We start from the raw sequence: 17,082 nt of genomic DNA, 5'->3' as shown, positions 1-17,082 counted from the left end.
CCCAAACACATGAGCTTCGGCGCCGATGAAGAGATCCTTCAGGATTTTCTGGTTGAGGCCGGCGAGATTCTGGAGCAACTGTCCGAACAACTGGTCGAGCTGGAAAGCCGGCCTGATGATGCGGACCTGCTCAATGCAATCTTTCGCGGTTTTCACACTGTAAAAGGGGGCGCCGGCTTCCTCCAGCTCAATGAGCTGGTGGAGTGCTGTCACATCGCCGAGAACGTGTTCGACATCCTGCGCAAGGGTGAGCGGCGCGTCGACTCGGAGCTGATGGACGTGGTCCTGGAAGCGCTGGATGCGGTGAACGGCATGTTCAGCGAAGTGCGTGAACGTGGCCCGATCACTGCGGCGACCCCGGAGCTGCTGGCGGCCTTGGCGCGCCTGGCGGAACCGGCGGGTGCCGAAGAAGTGGCCGCGCCAGTGGCCGAGGTGGCGGAGCCTGAACCGGTCGCTGAAAGCGAGTCCGGCGACATCACTGACAACGAATTCGAGTTGCTGCTCGACTCCTTGAACAGCGTCAAGGCCGAGGCTGAGGCCGAAGCGCCAAAAGCCGTGGCGGCAGCGCAAGGCGAGGCCGGCAGCGACGAAATCACCGATGCCGAGTTCGAGTCCCTGCTCGACCAGTTGCACGGCAAGGGCCAGTTCGCGGCAGATGCCGTGGCGGCGCCGACGCCATCGGCGGCCCCTCCTGCTGCCAGCGGCGGGGCTGAAAAAAGTACCGATATTACCGATGACGAATTTGAAGCCTTGCTCGATCAGTTGCATGGCAAGGGTTCGTTCAAGGTCGAGGCGCTCGACACCACGGCGGCTTCGGCCCAGGCGGCAGAGAAAACCGGCGCTGCAAGCGGCGACCTGATCACCGACCAGGAATTCGAATCGCTGCTCGACGAGCTTCATGGCAAGGGCAAGTTCACCGAAGTGGCCGCAGCCACCGCCGTGGCCACTCCGGTCGCGAGCAAACCGGCTGCCGCCGCCGCGCCTGCGCCAGCTGCCAAGGCGCCAGCCCCGGTGGCCGCTACCCCGTCTCCGGCCAAGGCCGCACCGGCGCCTGCTGCCGCTGCGGCACCGGCTCCGGCCCGTGCCCCGGCGCCTGCCGCTGCGGCTGGCGAAAAGCCGGCCGCCAGCGAAGCGGAAACCACTGTGCGGGTCGATACCGCGCGCCTGGACGAGATCATGAACATGGTCGGCGAACTGGTGCTGGTGCGTAACCGCCTGGTGCGCCTGGGCTTGAACAGTGGCGATGAAGCCATGTCCAAGGCCGTGTCGAACCTCGACGTGGTGACCGCCGACCTGCAGACCGCGGTGATGAAAACCCGCATGCAGCCGATCAAGAAAGTCTTCGGCCGCTTCCCGCGCCTGGTTCGCGACCTGGCCCGGCAGTTGAAGAAAGAGATCAACCTGGAACTGGTGGGCGAAGAGACCGACCTCGACAAGAACCTGGTGGAGGCCCTGGCCGACCCGCTGGTCCACTTGGTGCGCAACTCGGTCGACCACGGCATTGAAGAACCCGCCGACCGCGAAGCCATGGGCAAGTCCCGCAGCGGTCGGGTGATCCTTTCCGCCGAGCAGGAAGGCGACCACATCCTGCTGTCGATCTCCGATGACGGCAAGGGCATGGACGCCGACGTGCTGCGCAGCATCGCGGTGAAGAAGGGGCTGATGGACAAGGATGCAGCCGATCGCCTGAGCGAGACCGACTGCTTCAACCTGATCTTCGCCCCGGGCTTCTCGACCAAGACCGAGATCTCCGACGTCTCCGGGCGCGGTGTGGGCATGGACGTGGTGAAAACCAAGATCGCCCAGCTCAACGGCACCATCAACATCTACTCGACCAAGGGCAAGGGCTCGAAGATCGTCATCAAGGTCCCTTTGACCCTGGCGATCATGCCGACCCTGATGGTCATGCTCGGCAACCAGGCCTTTGCGTTCCCGCTGGTCAACGTCAACGAGATCTTCCACCTCGACCTGTCGCGCACCAACGTGGTCGACGGCCAGGAAGTGGTGATCGTCCGGGACAAGGCCCTGCCGCTGTTCTACCTCAAGCGCTGGCTGGTCAGCTCGGCTGCTCACGAAGAGCAGCGTGAAGGCCACGTGGTGATCCTTTCGGTGGGCACCCAGCGGATCGGCTTTGTCGTCGATCAGTTGGTGGGTCAGGAAGAAGTGGTTATCAAACCGCTGGGCAAGATGCTGCAGGGGACACCGGGCATGTCGGGCGCCACCATCACCGGTGACGGTCGCATTGCGCTGATTCTCGACGTGCCGAGCATGCTCAAGCGCTACGCCGCACGGCGTATTTGATTCTGGTCCGGCGGCGGTGCTCAAGCCCGCCGCCGTGCCTAACGGAGTGTTTATGGTAGTCAAGGTCCTGGTGGTGGATGATTCGGGGTTTTTCCGCCGCCGCGTCTCGGAAATCCTTTCGGCGGATCCGAGCATTCAGGTCGTCGGTACGGCGACCAACGGTAAAGAAGCGATCGATCAGGCCCTGGCCCTCAAGCCGGACGTGATCACCATGGACTACGAGATGCCGATGATGGATGGCATCACGGCCGTGCGGCACATCATGCAGCGCTGCCCGACACCGGTGCTGATGTTCTCGTCCCTGACCCACGAAGGCGCCCGAGTGACCCTCGATGCGCTGGACGCCGGGGCCGTGGACTTCCTGCCGAAGAATTTCGAAGACATCTCGCGCAACCCGGAGAAGGTCAAGCAACTGTTGTGCGAGAAGGTGCACAGCATCTCGCGCAGCAACCGTCGCTTCAGCAGTGTGCCTGCCGCGCCGCAACCGGCACCCACGCCGGCAGCGACCTCCAGCAGCTACACCAGCTCCGCGCCGGCACCTGTGCGGACCACGCCGGTGGCCAGCCGCGCTCCGGCACATGCTCCGGCACACGCCTCGGTCTCGACCTCCGGCGCGCCGAAGCGCAAAGCCTACAAGCTGGTCGCCATCGGTACGTCCACCGGCGGCCCGGTGGCTCTGCAGCGGGTCCTGACCCAGTTGCCGGCCAACTTCCCGGCGCCCATCGTGTTGATCCAGCACATGCCGGCGGCCTTTACCAAGGCCTTTGCCGAACGTCTGGACAAGCTCTGCCAGATCAGCGTCAAGGAAGCCGAGGACGGTGACATCCTGCGCCCGGGCCTGGCCTTGCTCGCGCCGGGTGGCAAGCAGATGATGATCGACGGGCGTGGCGCGGTGAAAATTCTGCCGGGCGACGAGCGTCTCAACTACAAGCCGTGCGTGGATATCACCTTTGGTTCCGCAGCCAAGTCCTACGGCGACAAAGTTCTGGCGGTGGTCCTCACCGGCATGGGCGCCGACGGTCGTGAAGGCGCGCGCCTGCTCAAGCAGGGTGGCAGTGCCATCTGGGCCCAGGACGAAGCCAGTTGCGTGATCTATGGCATGCCCATGGCCATCGTCAAGGCCGAGCTGGCCGACGCGGTCTACAGCCTGGATGAAATCGGCAAGCATCTGGTCGAGGCCTGCCTCTGATGGATGTGTTGAGCCTTATCGGGATGATCCTGGCGTTTGTCGCCATCATCGGCGGCAACTTCCTCGAAGGCGGGCACCTCGGGGCCCTGGCCAACGGTCCGGCCGCCTTGATCGTGCTCGGCGGGACCATTGGCGCGGCCTTGCTGCAATCGCCGATGAGCGCGTTCAAGCGAGCCATGCAGATTGTCATCTGGATCCTCTTCCCCCCGCGTATCGATCTGCCTGCCGGCGTCGAGCGCGTGGTCAACTGGAGCCTGACGGCGCGCAAGGAAGGCCTGCTGGGCCTGGAAAGCATCGCCGAGTCCGAGCCGGATACCTACTCACGCAAGGGCCTGCAACTGCTGGTCGATGGCGCCGAGCCGGAGGCTATCCGCAGCATTCTCGAAGTGGATTTCTACACCCAGGAAAGCCGTGATATCGAAGCCGCCAAGGTCTTCGAAAGCATGGGCGGCTATGCGCCGACCATCGGTATCATCGGTGCGGTCATGGGCCTGATTCACGTGATGGGCAACCTCGGCGATCCTTCGCAACTGGGTAGCGGCATTGCCGTGGCCTTCGTTGCCACCATCTACGGTGTGGCCAGTGCGAACCTGGTGCTGCTGCCGGTGGCGAGCAAGCTCAAGTCGATTGCCCTGCGCCAGTCACGCTACCGGGAAATGCTCCTTGAAGGCATCCTGTCGATTGCCGAAGGCGAGAACCCGCGCTCCATTGAATTGAAGCTGCAAGGCTTCATGGACTGATGGAGTAGACATGGCCAGACGTCGCCAACACGAAGAGCATGTGAATCACGAGCGCTGGCTGGTTTCCTACGCTGACTTCATCACGCTGCTGTTCGCCTTTTTCGTGGTCATGTACTCGATTTCCTCGATCAACGAAGGCAAGTACAAGGTGATCTCGCAGGCGCTGGTCGGGGTGTTCAGTGACGTCGACCGCAGCCTCAAGCCGATTCCCATCGGTGATGAGCGCCCGGTCACGGTCAAGCCGGCCGAGCCACTGATCAAGGACAGCGAACAGACCGACGCCGCCCTCGGCCAGGGTGCCAAGGATCCACTCAAGAGCATCGCCGACGATATCAGTGCGGCCTTCGGCGACCTGATCAGTTCCAACCAGATGACCGTGCGTGGCAACGAGCTGTGGGTCGAGATCGAACTCAACTCCAGCCTGCTGTTCGGCAGCGGTGATGCGATGCCCAGCGACATGGCGTTCAACATCATCGACAAGGTGGCGAAGATCCTCAAACCCTTCGACAACCCGATCCACGTCGAAGGCTTTACCGATGACCAGCCGATTCGCACCGCGCAATACCCCACCAACTGGGAGCTGTCCTCGGCTCGCTCGTCGAGTATCGTGCGGATGATGGCCATGGAAGGGGTCAACCCCAGCCGCCTGGCCTCGGTGGGTTATGGTGAGTTCCAGCCAGTGGCCAACAATGCCACTGCCGAAGGCCGGGCGCGCAATCGTCGGGTGGTGCTGGTGGTGTCGCGTAATCTCGACGTCCGCCGCAGCCTGACCGGCACCGGCACGGCCAATGCAACACCGGATGCCGCGTTGAAGCGTGCTGGCACACAAACTGCACCGCCAGCGATAAAGCAAGCGGTACGCGAGAACGCCGTCAAATCTCCGGCACCTGCTCTATAACTTGGCGCTATTTCTCGGCAGGTTTGACGCCTGCCGGGAGGAATACACTGAATGAGAGTCTGGGCAGTAGCCAATCAAAAGGGTGGCGTCGGTAAGACCACTTCCTCCATCGCTTTAGCCGGATTGCTGGCCGAGGCGGGCAAGCGCGTGGTCGTGGTCGACCTCGACCCCCACGGCTCGATGACCAGCTACTTCGGTTATGACCCCGATACCCTGGAGCACAGCAACTTCGACCTGTTCCAGCACCGCGGCACGGTGCCCACGGGCTTGCCCGGGCAATTGCTGCTGTCCACCAGCGACGAGCGGATTTCCCTGCTGCCCTCCAGTACCGCACTGGCGACCCTTGAGCGCTTGTCGCCGGGCCAGAGCGGCCTGGGCCTGGTGATCGCCAAGAGCCTGGCGCAGTTGTGGCAGGACTTCGATTACGCGGTGATCGACAGCCCACCGCTGCTGGGCGTGCTGATGGTCAACGCCCTGGCGGCGAGCCAGCAACTGGTGGTGCCGGTGCAGACCGAGCATTTGGCGGTCAAGGGCCTGGAGCGCATGGTCAACACGCTGGCGATGATCAACCGTTCACGCAAGCAGGCCTTGCCCTACACCATCGTGCCGACCTTGTTCGACCGCCGGACCCAGGCGTCCATGGGCACCTTGCGGGTGTTGCGTGACAAGTTCCCGGAGACCATCTGGGAAGGCTACATCCCGGTCGACACGCGCCTGCGCGACGCCAGCCGGGCCGGTGTCACTCCGTCGCAGTTCGACGGCAAGAGCCGCGGGGTGCTGGCTTATCGAGCTCTGCTCAAGCACCTGCTGACCCAGCAACTTATTCCTCAGGTGGCCTGACGTGACCCAGTCCTCAAGTCATCTGCCTGTCCAGCCGATACCCTTTACAGGTTACTGTAACGGGACATCTCCATGGGCATACACATGATCCGTCCTGTTGAAATCACCACACGGCCGCAAGTGGCGCTGCAGTCCTACCTGGATGCACTGCTGCAGGAGGCGACCGAAGAGTTACCGGTGGATATCGCCGTCGCCGTCGCCGTCGAGGTGCCCGTCTCGGTACCGCTGCTGGTGGAGCCGAGCGTGGCCACCGAGCTGGACGAGTTCCAGGCCGCCGTGCTTGAAGAACAGGCCCGCGATGCCTTGGCGGCGCAAGCCCCGATCGCCGCGCCGGTGGTCACGGCGCTCGCGCCGACCCCGCAGTTGCTGGAAGTGCCGGTGGCGATACCGCAGGTGGTGCCGGTCGCCCCGGTGGTGGTGGAACCGGTGGTCGAGGTGCATCTGCCTCCCGCCGCGAATATTCCGCCGCCGCCGGTGCAAGGCGACGAGCGTCCGCATTGGGCGGCCGAGCCTTTCGAGTGCCTGCTGTTCGATGTCGCCGGGCTGACCCTGGCGGTGCCGTTGGTGTGCCTGGGCTCGATCTATTCACTGGCGGGGCATGAGCTGACGCCCTTGTTCGGGCAGCCGGAATGGTTCCTCGGGATCTTGCCGAGCCAGGCCGGCAACCTGAAGGTGTTGGATACCGCGCGCTGGGTGATGCCGGACCGTTATCGCGACGATTTCCGCCAGGGCCTGCAATACGTGATCTCGGTCCAGGGCTATGAGTGGGGGCTGGCGGTGCATCAGGTCAGCCGCTCCTTGCGCCTGGACCCCAACGAAATCAAATGGCGTACCCATCGTGGACAACGGCCGTGGCTGGCCGGCACGGTCATTGAACACATGTGTGCGTTGCTCGACGTCTCCGAACTGGCCGAACTGATTGCCAGCGGTGCGGTGAAGCAACTGCAAACAAACAAGCCAACCAGTAAACCAACGAACAAATAACGGCGTCATCGCGGTCCCCCCGCGACGTTTGCCAGAGCACACACCGTATCAACGGTCATTGAGGGTCAGGGGTATGAATAAGTCGTCGTCCGCACAGAGTTCCGAAGATCCGATCCTGCAATGGGTAACCTTCAAGCTGGATAACGAGTCCTATGGGATCAACGTGATGCGCGTCCAGGAAGTCCTGCGCTACACCGAGATCGCCCCGGTACCCGGCGCCCCGAGCTACGTGCTGGGGATCATCAACCTGCGCGGCAACGTGGTCACCGTGATCGACACCCGCCAGCGTTTTGGCCTGATGCCGACCGAAGTCAACGACAACACCCGTATCGTGATCATCGAGGCTGACAAGCAAGTGGTCGGCATCATGGTCGACAGCGTTGCGGAAGTGGTCTATCTGCGTCAGTCGGAAGTCGAAACCGCGCCAAACGTGGGTAACGACGAATCGGCCAAATTCATCCAGGGCGTGTGCAACAAGAACAACGAACTGCTGATTCTGGTTGAGCTGGACAAGATGATGAGCGAAGAAGAATGGTCCGAGCTGGAGAGCATCTGATTGATTCTTGAGGTCGCCGTAATTCTCCTGGCCCTGTTGTGGGCCGGGACCGTGGGGATGTTTGTGGTCTACGCCCGCAACCAGCGGGTGATTGCCGGGCAGCAGGCCGAGGGTGATGCGCTGCGGGACCAGCGCATCAAGGAGCTGGCGCGGCGTGTGGATAACTTCCAGAACGGCACCGTGCGCATGGGCGAGGACCTGCACGAGTTGCGGGCCGTCGTCGCGCCGTTACCGGAGAAGCTGGCCCAACTGGAGCAGCGTGATCCGTCGAGCCTGTCTTTCGCCCAGGCAGCGCGGCTGGTGGGGATGGGCGCGAGCGTCGACGAACTGACCCAGTCCTGCGGCCTGACCCAGGCTGAAGCGGAGTTGATGAGCAAGTTGCATCGCGGTTGAGGCGTTTGCCGTCCGCCTGAGCGTGGCGCCCTCGGATGGGCGCCGCCGTGCGTCTCAGTGACGGGTGGCGATCCAGATCAGCAAGCCGGCCTGGAACATCGCAAAGGCCACCAGGCAGGTGATGGTGAAGCGCAAGCCGGTGTCTTCGCGCTTGAACTTGCCCACGCGCTCTTCTTGCTGGCGCAGTTTCACTTCCTGTTCGAGCAGGTTCTGCTCGGCGGTTTGCAGCATCTGCGCCGCTTCGAGTATTTCGACGAATTGCAGCTTTTCGGTGTTCCACGCCGTGCGCAGTTCGCCGACTTGCACATCTTTGTAGCTGCCCTTGAGGTGCAGGGGGGCATCCGCGTATTCCACTTCGTAACCCTGGACCTTCAGGAAGTGATCGCGGCGCAGTCGGGTGTCTTCGTTCAAGGCGTCCTTGTTTTGCAGGTCGGCGCCATCGACAACGTAGTGTGAGCCCTTCTTCTGCGCCCAGAGTGCCGCCTGGGCGGCCAGGAAGCGTCCGATACCGCGGTTTGCGGGTTCGATCTGCAGGCCGCTTTCCGGCCCGAAATGTACGCGCTTGGTGCTGTGGTCGACCCACATGTCCAGGTGGTTCTGTTCCTTGCGCACCCGTTGTCCCGGCAGTTGGATCTCCAGGCGCAGCAGGCTGCGCTCCTTGCTATGGCGCTCGGCGTAGCCGAACTGGACAAAACGCAAGGGGCGGGCGCCGGTGCTGCGCTCGGTGGGCAGGGGTGCCAGGCGCAGCAGCTTGAAGTGCTCGGCCTGGACATCTGCCCACGGCAGTTCCGCTACCGGGGTTTCGGCGGCTTCGGCAGTGCTTTCGGTTGAGGCTTGGGGTTCAGTCATTCGGCAAGATCCTGTCCGTATCCAGCTTGCCGATCACAATATCGGTACCGGCAATGGCTTATCGGCCGTTTTCAGCAGGACTGTAGGCGCAGCCGGTTGATCACGCCACGGTCTCGCGAACAACCCGCAACCCTGTAGGAGCGAGCTTGCTCGCGATGGGGCCCTTGAGGCTTGCATCGCTCTTGTGGCCGTCATCGCGAGCAATCGAGCGTCGACCGGCTGCTCCTACAGGGGGGCGGTGTTGTCAGTGGCGGGCAAGCCCGTCGATAAAGGCGAGGATCCGCTGGCCCAGCTCGGCAGCCAGGGGCAGTTGCGGGTCTTTGTAAGAGGCCAACTGGCTCTTGATGTCCTCGGGCACGATACGCAGCACATGGTTCATGCCGGCAATCAGCACCAGTTGCGCGTCCGGTTTGGCGGCCTTGAGCGCCTCCGCATCGCCGACGCCGACCTGGATGTCGTTGCGGCCCTGGACAATCAGCGTAGGGATCTTCAGCTGGGCGAAGGCCGCCGCCGGGTCCTGGCGAAACAGGCTGATCAAGTAGGGTTGGACGCTGGGGCGGAAAATCGGCATCAGCGGCGCGGGTATATCGTTGTCCAGATGTCCGGCCTTGAGGCTGTCGAGCAGTTCGTTGGCGCGCAACATCAAGGTCGGCGGCAGGTTATTGGCCAATTGCTGGCGGACCACGCTGTCGACCGGCCGGCCGCTACCGGCAACACTGATCAGCGCCGCGGCGTCCAGCTTGGGCGCCGCCAGGGTCGCGATCAGCGCGCCCTCGCTGTGGCCGAGCAGGATCAGTGGGCCAAAACGCGGGTCGGCCTTGAGCTTTTCGCCCCAGGCCACCACGTCCGCGGTATAGCCCTCGATACTCAGGGTGCGCTCGTCGGGTGCGGCAGCCAGGCTCGCAGCCACGCCACGTTTGTCGAAGCGCACACTGGCGATATTGTGGCTGGCCAGCACCCCGGCCAGGCGCTTGAGGCTGTCGGTACGACCGCCATCGGGATTGTTGCCGTCGCGATCGGTGGGGCCGGAGCCGGACACGATCAGCACCACCGGCACCGGAGCATCCGAGCGAGGCAGCAGCAGCGAGCCGAACAGCTTGCCGCTGCCGGTGTCGAGGGTGATCGGTTGTTGTAGCAGCACGGAGGCTTGGGCAAAACCGCTGAACAGGGCCAGGGTCATCAGGATCAATCGCAGCATTATCACGCCATCATCTACAGAGTGTCGGTTCGACTCGTCACCGAGAATAAGGTTCGAGGATGAACTACGGGAATAGCCTGCGTATACTGACACGCTTGATCTAGACTCGATTCGCGGAGCGCCCTGCATGTCCGGCAATACCTACGGCAAGCTGTTCACTGTCACCACCGCAGGCGAAAGCCATGGCCCGGCGTTGGTCGCCATTGTCGACGGCTGCCCACCGGGCCTCGAGCTGTCCCTGGACGACCTGCAGCGCGACCTCGACCGCCGCAAGCCGGGCACCAGTCGCCATACCACCCAGCGTCAGGAAGCCGACGAAGTGGAAATCCTCTCCGGGGTTTTCGAAGGCCGCACCACGGGTTGCGCCATCGGCCTGCTGATCCGCAACACCGACCAGAAGTCCAAGGACTACTCGGCGATCAAGGATCTGTTCCGCCCGGCCCACGCCGACTACACCTACCATCACAAGTACGGCGAGCGCGATTATCGTGGCGGCGGTCGCAGTTCCGCCCGGGAAACCGCCATGCGTGTGGCGGCCGGCGCCATTGCGAAGAAATTCCTGGCCAGCCAGGGCATTGTTATCCGCGGCTACATGAGCCAACTGGGTCCTATCGAAATCCCGTTCAAGACCTGGGACTCGGTGGAACAGAACGCTTTCTTCTGCCCCGATCCGGACAAGGTCCCCGAGCTGGAGGCCTATATGGACCAGCTGCGGCGAGACCAGGATTCGGTCGGCGCGAAGATTACCGTGGTCGCCGAGGGTGTGATGCCAGGCCTGGGCGAGCCGATCTTCGACCGCCTGGATGCCGAACTGGCCCATGCGCTGATGAGCATCAACGCGGTCAAGGGCGTTGAGATCGGTGCCGGTTTTGCCTGTGTGGCCCAGCGCGGTACCGAGCACCGCGACGAACTGACCCCGCAAGGATTCCTCAGCAACAACGCCGGCGGCATTCTCGGCGGGATTTCCTCCGGTCAACCGATTGTCGCGCACCTGGCCCTCAAGCCGACCTCGAGCATCACCACGCCGGGCCGCTCCATCGACGTTCACGGTAATCCGGTGGAGGTGATCACCAAGGGCCGCCATGACCCTTGCGTGGGCATCCGCGCTACTCCGATCGCCGAAGCGATGATGGCCATCGTGCTGATGGACCACCTGCTGCGCCATCGCGGGCAGAATGCGGACGTACGGGTCAGCACACCGGTACTGGGCCAGCTGTAATGCCGGGGGCGTCGCTCCCTTACTGGCGGTTGTCCAGCTTCTACCTGTTCTACTTCGCCTTGCTGGGAGCGACGGCGCCGTTCCTGGCGCTGTACTTCCACCATCTGGGGTTCGCCCCGGCGCGTATCGGCGAGCTGGTGGCGATTCCCATGCTGATGCGCTGTATCGCGCCGAATATCTGGGGCTGGCTGGGCGACTACAGTGGCCGGCGGCTGGCGATCGTGCGTTTCGGTGCGGTCTGCACCCTGCTCGCGTTTTCGCTGATCTTCTTCGACAAAAGTTATGGCTGGCTGGCCCTGGTCATGGCCCTGCACGCGTTTTTCTGGCATGCGGTGCTGCCGCAGTTCGAAGTCATTACCCTGGCGCATCTGAAGGTCCAGGGCCAGGCGTCGCGCTATAGCCAGATCCGCTTGTGGGGTTCGATCGGTTTTATCCTCACGGTGGTGGGGCTCGGACGCCTGTTCGAATGGCTGAGTTTGGATATCTATCCGGTGGCCATTGTGGTGATCATGACGGGCATCATCCTGAGCAGCGCCTGGGTGCCCAATGCCCAGCCGCCGAGCCAGGGCAGCCGCCTGGCCGGCGAAGGTTTTCTGCGGCAGTTGCGCAGCCCCGGGGTGCTGGCCTTCTATGCCTGTGTCGCGCTGATGCAGATGAGCCATGGTCCGTACTACACCTTCCTGACCCTGCACCTGGAAAGCCTTGGCTACACTCGCGGGGTGATTGGCCTGCTGTGGGCGCTGGGGGTGGTGGCGGAAGTGCTGATGTTCCTGGCCATGAGCCGGATCCTCGCGCGCTTTTCGGTGCGCCGGGTGCTGCTGGCCAGTTTCCTGTTGGCCGCCGTGCGCTGGCTGTTGCTGGGGTCGCTGGCCGATCACCTGATGGTGCTGTTGTTCGCGCAGGTGCTGCATGCGGCGACTTTCGCCAGTTTTCATGCCTCTGCCATCCATTTCGTGCAACGTAGCTTCGGCGCCCGCCAGCAGGGCCAGGGGCAGGCGTTGTATGCCGCACTGTCCGGCACCGGCGGGGCGATGGGCGCGTTGTACGCCGGTTATAGCTGGAACAGCCTGGGACCGACCTGGACCTTCAGTATCGCCAGCCTCGCGGCCCTGGCTGCGGCCATTATCATTGCCACACGCATGGAAGAGGAGCGGCCATGAGCTTGACCCGTGAACAAATGAGCCTGGAAATCATCGAAGCCGGGCGCTTTCTGTATGGTCGCGGTTGGTCGCCGGCCACCAGCAGCAACTATTCGACCCGCCTGTCGACCCGCCAGGTGCTGCTGACGGTGTCAGGCAAGCACAAGGGCCAGTTGGGCCTGGACGATGTCCTGGCCACCGACCTGGCGGGCAACAGCCTGGAACCCGGCAAGAAGCCCTCGGCCGAAACCTTGCTGCACACCCAGCTCTATAACTGGCGAGCGGAGATCGGCGCGGTGTTGCACACCCATTCGGTGAATGCCACGGTTTTGTCGCGGATGACCCCGGGCGAGTTCATCGAATTCGAAGACTACGAACTGCAAAAGGCCTTCTCTGGGGTTTCGACCCATGAGTCCCGGGTGCGGGTGCCGATTTTCGATAACGACCAGGATATTGCGCGGCTGGCGGCCAAGGTGCAGCCTTGGCTCGACATGCATCCCGAATGTGTCGGCTACCTGATTCGCGGGCACGGCCTCTACACCTGGGGGGCTCGCATGAGTGATGCCCTGCGCCAGATCGAAGCGTTCGAGTTTCTTTTTGAATGTGAGCTGAAAGTCCGTTCGCTGCGGCCTTCCTGAAGAGCGATTTTTGCGTGAGCGGTTGATTGTCTGATTATCCGGCGCGTCGGACCGGCCCCTAGAGCAGGCCGACGCTGAGTCCAGTCGAGGAATAGAGTCCCATGAGCAGCCTGTCCGTTTACCACATTTCATCCCCGGACCTCCCGAACAAGGTCCTGACCCACGTCGACGACATCACTTCGACCCTGGCCGAGCAAGGGGTGCGCTTCGAGCGTTGGCAAGCCGCGGCGCCGATTCAGCCGGGTGCCAGCCAGGAAGAAGTGATCGCCGCTTACCAGGTACAGATCGACCGCTTGATGACCGAGCACGGCTATATCACCGTCGACGTGGTCAGCCTGAACAGCGATCACCCGCAGAAGGCCGAATTGCGCGCCAAGTTTCTCGACGAGCACCGGCACGCCGAAGACGAAGTGCGTTTTTTCGTTGCCGGTCGTGGTCTGTTCACGCTGCACATTGGCGAATATGTCTATGGGGTGCTCTGTGAAAAGAACGATCTGATTTCGGTTCCGGCCGGCACGCCGCACTGGTTCGACATGGGTGAACATCCACATTTCGTTGCCATTCGCCTGTTCAACAACCCCGAAGGCTGGGTCGCCCAGTTCACCGGTGAGGACATCGCCAGCCGTTTCCCGCGTCTCGAAGACTGAGTCCGCCACTCTCCACCCAGAAGGACCTGACATGCCGATCAAAGCCATCCTTACGGATATCGAAGGCACCACCAGCGCCGTGAGCTTCGTCTTCGACGTGCTGTTTCCCTACGCGGCCAGGCATCTGCCGGATTTTGTCCGGCAACACGCCGAACGGCCTGAGGTGGCGGTGCAACTGGGGGCGGTGCGGCTGGACAGCGGTGAGCCGGCGGCGGATGTCGAGCGGGTGATCGAGATACTCCTCGGCTGGATTGCCGAAGACCGCAAGGCCACGCCGCTCAAGGCCTTGCAAGGTATGGTCTGGCAGCAGGGCTACGCCGCCGGCCAGCTCAAGGGGCATGTGTACCCGGATGCGGTCCAGGCGCTGCAGGATTGGCATGGGCAGGGTTATGCACTGTATGTGTATTCCTCGGGCTCGATCCAGGCGCAGAAGCTGATCTTCGGCTGTTCCGAAGCGGGCGACCTGTCGCCATTGTTCAGCGGCTATTTCGATACCACCTCCGGCCCCAAGCGCGAGGTCCAGTCCTATCGGCATATCAGTGAGGCCATCGGTTGCCCGGCGAACCAGATCCTGTTCCTCTCGGATATCGTCGAAGAGCTCGACGCCGCACGGCAGGCCGGCATGCTGACGTACGGCCTGGTACGCGATGGTGGAGAGTTGCCCGGCCACCCGAATGTGAGCAACTTTGCCGGGATTGATCTGACGACACTCTAGTCAAGGCGTTAAACAACGCATGGGCGGTCGGCTTGATTAAAACTTGAGTCGGCCTTTTGTACTTTGAGTTGTAGGAAATTGCCTGTTGAAATGTCGGGCATCCCTGTTTGTGTTTGTGGTTGCTTGTTAAATCTCCTTTCTGTGTAACTCTCTGTTTTTTGATGGGTGTTTATCTGTGGCCAATAAGAGTTAGTCACGGCTGGATGATCTATTGAAACCAGAGGGAGAAACAATGATGAACGTTCCCGAGATGCCGGGTGCCGATACCGTGCACAGGGTTTCGTGCAAGGTGGTCGATATTGCCGATTCGCGAGGGCGGCATAAACAGGACTTTATTCCTGGCACCCAGGAGTCGTCCCACGTCGTCGTTCTGCCGACGCTGGGTAAACCCCGACGATGCCGGCTTTCAAAGAGCAAGACGCTGAGCGAAAAGGAACTGGAAGTATTGCGTTGGGCGCGGGCGGGCAAGACCGTCTGGGAAATCAGCGTCATTCGCGATGTTTCCGAAGCGACGGTGAAGTTTCATCTACGCAATATCTATCACAAGCTGGGTGTGAGTAACCGTGCCCATGCCGTGGGAGAGGCGGTGAATCGTGGATTGGTGTGACAGGGCATGGAGCGTTTCAAGCGACAAGCCGAAGCTGCGCCTTGAGGCACGACAGGCTCCGGCTTTTGGCTGGCTGTTTATTGGTAGGTCGGCAGGGCAAAACGATTCTGGCTTTGCAGTTGGGCGATGGACGGCAGTTCACCGGGCTCGCTGGCGAGGTCGCGGCGAATGGCGCTGATCACCCAGGTGAGTTGTTCCGCGGTGTGAAGTTGCGCGTAGGAAACCGAACGCCTGACTGACTTGCCGTTGCTGTCCTGCAGGGTCAGCAGAATACCGCCATCCGGGCGCGGTTGGGTCGTGACCTTGTAGTTGGAAAACACCGAAGCGAACTTTTCCTGGATCAGGCTCATGTCTATGGACTCCTTTAGCGCATGAAGGGCATGAAGTCATAGGTGCAGTGATTGTGCCAGTATGGATTTTTAATAAAATCCTTATAAAACAGTAAGTTATGATTTTGTTGAGTTTGCTCGATCGTGCATTTTGCAAGAAAGGCCATCGTGCATCCTGCATTTTGCCGATGTTTGGCCGTCCGCTGCGGGCCTGGCGTCGGGCTGTCCCGTGGCTTCTATTGATTGTCTCTATGAATGCGCTTGAGAAATAAGGCATGACAGCGAGCGGGAGGCTCGGGAAACTGGAGGCCTTTAACGCTCTGTCCGAGCAACGCCAAGGAGAATCCCATGTCCGATCAGGCCCGACAAATGACCGAAGACCAAGCCGCCGAGTTTGCCGAGCAGGTGTTCGATGTCGCGCGCAAGGGCGATGCGCCGATGCTGGCAGCCCTGTTGAGCAAAGGTCTGCCGCCGAATCTGCGTAACCACAAGGGCGACACCTTGCTGATGCTGGCCAGTTATCACGGGCATGCCGATGCGGTGCGTGTGTTGCTGGAGCACAAGGCCGACCCGCAGATACAAAACGACAACGGCCAGAGCCCGATTGCCGGTGCGGCGTTCAAGGGCGACCTGGAAATGGTCCGGTTGTTGATCGAAGGCGGGGCCCAGGTCGAGGGGACGTCGAAGGACGGTCGCACGGCGCTGATGATGGCCGCGATGTTCAATCGCACGACCATTGTCGACTACCTGCTCAGCCAGGGCGCCGATCCCCGGGCCCAGGACGCCAACGGCGTCACCGCATTGGCCGCGGCGCAGACCATGGGCGCCCAGGACACGGCGGCGCAGTTGCAGAAAATTCTCGGCTGACACGCTGTTGCAAACGTCAGCCTTGCCGGCGATGAGGCCGTTGAACCCGGTACCGGGTACACGGTTGCCATCGCCGGCCATCCAGCCCTTGGTGTGAATTGGTGTATCCTTCGCGGCCGTCATTTTCCCCGCTGCAGGACCTGCCCATGAAAACCGCCCTCGTCGAACTCATCAGTAAAATCAGCTCCGGCTGCATGAGCGAGGCCGAAATCCTGCAGATCGCCGATGAAGCAGCCCAGGCCTACGCCGACCAGGCCGGCTTCCTGGCGGCCAATCCGGACATCAACTACGACGACAGCTTTCCGATGCCCCTGGGCGAGTGGGTGGTGGTCGGCAGCTTGCCCGAGACCGTGCTGTTCCAGGCTGACACCTACATGGATCTGTTCGCCCGGATCGTCGAGTCCTTCGGCAAGGATGTGCCTTTCAATATCAAGCCCAAGCAGTTGGCCAAGGTCGAGGCCTTGACCGCCTTGAATCGCATCCAGGTCCAACTGAGCAGCATGAACCCGGAAATGGGCGGCTACGTGCTGGTGAATTTCAGCCAGTTGCTCGACGACGAACTCCAGGCGGTGCTGGTCTACGGCAATGACCTGCCGCGGGTACTGGCCCTGTGCGAAGAAGTCGGTATCAGCGCTGCGCCGTCCCTGGAAGCCCTGCGGATCGCTCTGCACGTCTGAGTCCGCGATCGAGAGTGCGGTAATAAAGTGAACCCTGGCGGTGGCCGGCTATCCTATGGGGGCAGATCCTCATCAAGGAGCAAGACCATGGGTTCCACTTTCAACGGCCTGATCGGCCTGATCATCCTGGCGCTGGATATCTGGGCCATCCTCAACGTGCTGAAAAGCGGTGCCGAAACCGGGATGAAGATCCTCTGGATATTGCTGATCATCCTGCTGCCGGTGCTCGGCCTGATCATCTGGGCCATCGCCGGGCCGCGTGGCAATTTGCGCTAGTGGCCTGAGTGCAATCTCAA

At 62.1% G+C, this 17,082-nt stretch carries 19 protein-coding genes and 1 pseudogene; 17 read left to right on the top strand and 3 right to left on the bottom strand.

The features are described from left to right. Nucleotides 1-9 precede the first annotated feature (9 nt). From HX866_RS15235 to HX866_RS15200, 8 genes are all read left to right on the top strand, one after another. Complete coding sequence (locus HX866_RS15235; RefSeq protein WP_177100158.1) at nt 10-2,301, top strand: chemotaxis protein CheA; 2,292 nt, start codon at nt 10-12, stop codon at nt 2,299-2,301. Nucleotides 2,302-2,353: 52 nt separating this feature from the next. Continuing rightward, complete coding sequence (locus HX866_RS15230; RefSeq protein ID WP_177092546.1) at nt 2,354-3,490, top strand: protein-glutamate methylesterase/protein-glutamine glutaminase; 1,137 nt, start codon at nt 2,354-2,356, stop codon at nt 3,488-3,490. Then, nucleotides 3,490-4,230 carry a flagellar motor protein gene (locus HX866_RS15225; protein WP_177092545.1) on the top strand — a complete coding sequence of 247 codons (741 nt, stop codon included), beginning with the start codon at nt 3,490-3,492 and terminating at the stop codon, nt 4,228-4,230. Before HX866_RS15230 ends, HX866_RS15225 begins: the two co-directional genes overlap by 1 nt. 10 nt (nt 4,231-4,240) lie before the next feature. Beyond that, on the top strand, nt 4,241-5,128 hold the full coding sequence (gene motD / locus HX866_RS15220; protein WP_177092544.1) for a flagellar motor protein MotD: 888 nt from the start codon (nt 4,241-4,243) through the stop codon (nt 5,126-5,128). A gap of 51 nt (nt 5,129-5,179) precedes the next feature. Continuing rightward, nucleotides 5,180-5,968, top strand: coding sequence for a ParA family protein (locus HX866_RS15215; RefSeq protein ID WP_177092543.1), 789 nt, complete (start codon nt 5,180-5,182; stop codon nt 5,966-5,968). Nucleotides 5,969-6,052: 84 nt separating this feature from the next. Then, complete coding sequence (locus tag HX866_RS15210; protein ID WP_177092542.1) at nt 6,053-6,952, top strand: CheW domain-containing protein; 900 nt, start codon at nt 6,053-6,055, stop codon at nt 6,950-6,952. Between the two features lie 73 nt (nt 6,953-7,025). Next, complete coding sequence (locus HX866_RS15205; RefSeq protein WP_040069887.1) at nt 7,026-7,508, top strand: chemotaxis protein CheW; 483 nt, start codon at nt 7,026-7,028, stop codon at nt 7,506-7,508. Beyond that, nucleotides 7,509-7,901 (top strand): DUF2802 domain-containing protein, encoded by a 393-nt coding sequence (locus HX866_RS15200; RefSeq protein ID WP_177092541.1) that lies wholly within the window; start codon nt 7,509-7,511, stop codon nt 7,899-7,901. 54 nt (nt 7,902-7,955) lie between these two features. Here HX866_RS15200 and HX866_RS15195 read toward each other — a convergent pair whose 3' ends face one another. Further along, nucleotides 7,956-8,750, bottom strand: coding sequence for a hypothetical protein (locus HX866_RS15195; protein ID WP_177140058.1), 795 nt, complete (start codon nt 8,748-8,750; stop codon nt 7,956-7,958). Nucleotides 8,751-8,994: 244 nt separating this feature from the next. Then, a complete protein-coding gene (locus tag HX866_RS15190; protein ID WP_256344929.1) occupies nt 8,995-9,948 on the bottom strand; it encodes an alpha/beta hydrolase in 954 nt (317 codons plus the stop codon). A 127-nt stretch (nt 9,949-10,075) separates the two neighbouring features. Between HX866_RS15190 and aroC the strand changes: the two genes are divergently transcribed. From aroC to HX866_RS34365, 6 genes and pseudogenes are all read left to right on the top strand, one after another. Continuing rightward, complete coding sequence (gene aroC, locus HX866_RS15185; protein WP_177092538.1) at nt 10,076-11,167, top strand: chorismate synthase; 1,092 nt, start codon at nt 10,076-10,078, stop codon at nt 11,165-11,167. Further along, nucleotides 11,167-12,327 carry an MFS transporter gene (locus HX866_RS15180; RefSeq protein WP_177140056.1) on the top strand — a complete coding sequence of 387 codons (1,161 nt, stop codon included), beginning with the start codon at nt 11,167-11,169 and terminating at the stop codon, nt 12,325-12,327. Before aroC ends, HX866_RS15180 begins: the two co-directional genes overlap by 1 nt. Next, a complete protein-coding gene (locus HX866_RS15175; RefSeq protein ID WP_177092536.1) occupies nt 12,324-12,944 on the top strand; it encodes a methylthioribulose 1-phosphate dehydratase in 621 nt (206 codons plus the stop codon). The genes HX866_RS15180 and HX866_RS15175 overlap by 4 nt, the downstream gene beginning before the upstream one ends. Before the next feature lie 101 nt (nt 12,945-13,045). Continuing rightward, complete coding sequence (locus tag HX866_RS15170; RefSeq protein ID WP_177092535.1) at nt 13,046-13,591, top strand: 1,2-dihydroxy-3-keto-5-methylthiopentene dioxygenase; 546 nt, start codon at nt 13,046-13,048, stop codon at nt 13,589-13,591. Between the two features lie 31 nt (nt 13,592-13,622). Next, nucleotides 13,623-14,306: an acireductone synthase gene (mtnC, locus tag HX866_RS15165; protein WP_177124989.1), complete on the top strand. Its 684-nt coding sequence runs from the start codon at nt 13,623-13,625 to the stop codon at nt 14,304-14,306. Nucleotides 14,307-14,733: 427 nt separating this feature from the next. After that, a pseudogene (locus tag HX866_RS34365) lies at nt 14,734-14,913 on the top strand (helix-turn-helix domain-containing protein); the annotation flags it as partial. Between the two features lie 77 nt (nt 14,914-14,990). On the opposite strand, the gene HX866_RS15155 reads toward HX866_RS34365, so the two are convergent. Further along, nucleotides 14,991-15,263 carry a DUF3509 domain-containing protein gene (locus HX866_RS15155; RefSeq protein WP_177092533.1) on the bottom strand — a complete coding sequence of 91 codons (273 nt, stop codon included), beginning with the start codon at nt 15,261-15,263 and terminating at the stop codon, nt 14,991-14,993. Nucleotides 15,264-15,590: 327 nt separating this feature from the next. Here HX866_RS15155 and HX866_RS15150 point away from each other — a divergent pair, with 327 nt between their 5' ends. The 3 genes from HX866_RS15150 to HX866_RS15140 all read left to right on the top strand — a co-directional run bounded on the left by HX866_RS15150 (nt 15,591) and on the right by HX866_RS15140 (nt 17,062). Beyond that, nucleotides 15,591-16,109 carry an ankyrin repeat domain-containing protein gene (locus tag HX866_RS15150; protein WP_103495928.1) on the top strand — a complete coding sequence of 173 codons (519 nt, stop codon included), beginning with the start codon at nt 15,591-15,593 and terminating at the stop codon, nt 16,107-16,109. A gap of 146 nt (nt 16,110-16,255) precedes the next feature. After that, nucleotides 16,256-16,786, top strand: a complete 531-nt coding sequence (locus tag HX866_RS15145; RefSeq protein WP_177092532.1) for a hypothetical protein — start codon at nt 16,256-16,258, stop codon at nt 16,784-16,786. An 87-nt stretch (nt 16,787-16,873) separates the two neighbouring features. After that, a complete protein-coding gene (locus HX866_RS15140) occupies nt 16,874-17,062 on the top strand; it encodes a PLDc N-terminal domain-containing protein (RefSeq protein ID WP_121138082.1) in 189 nt (62 codons plus the stop codon). The last annotated feature ends 20 nt before the right edge of the window (nt 17,063-17,082 follow it).

This window comes from Pseudomonas gingeri, assembly GCF_013386165.1.
GTDB lineage: Bacteria > Pseudomonadota > Gammaproteobacteria > Pseudomonadales > Pseudomonadaceae > Aquipseudomonas > Aquipseudomonas gingeri_C.
Note: the sequence above shows the minus strand (reverse complement) of the source record. Positions and strands in the feature narration are given on the sequence as shown.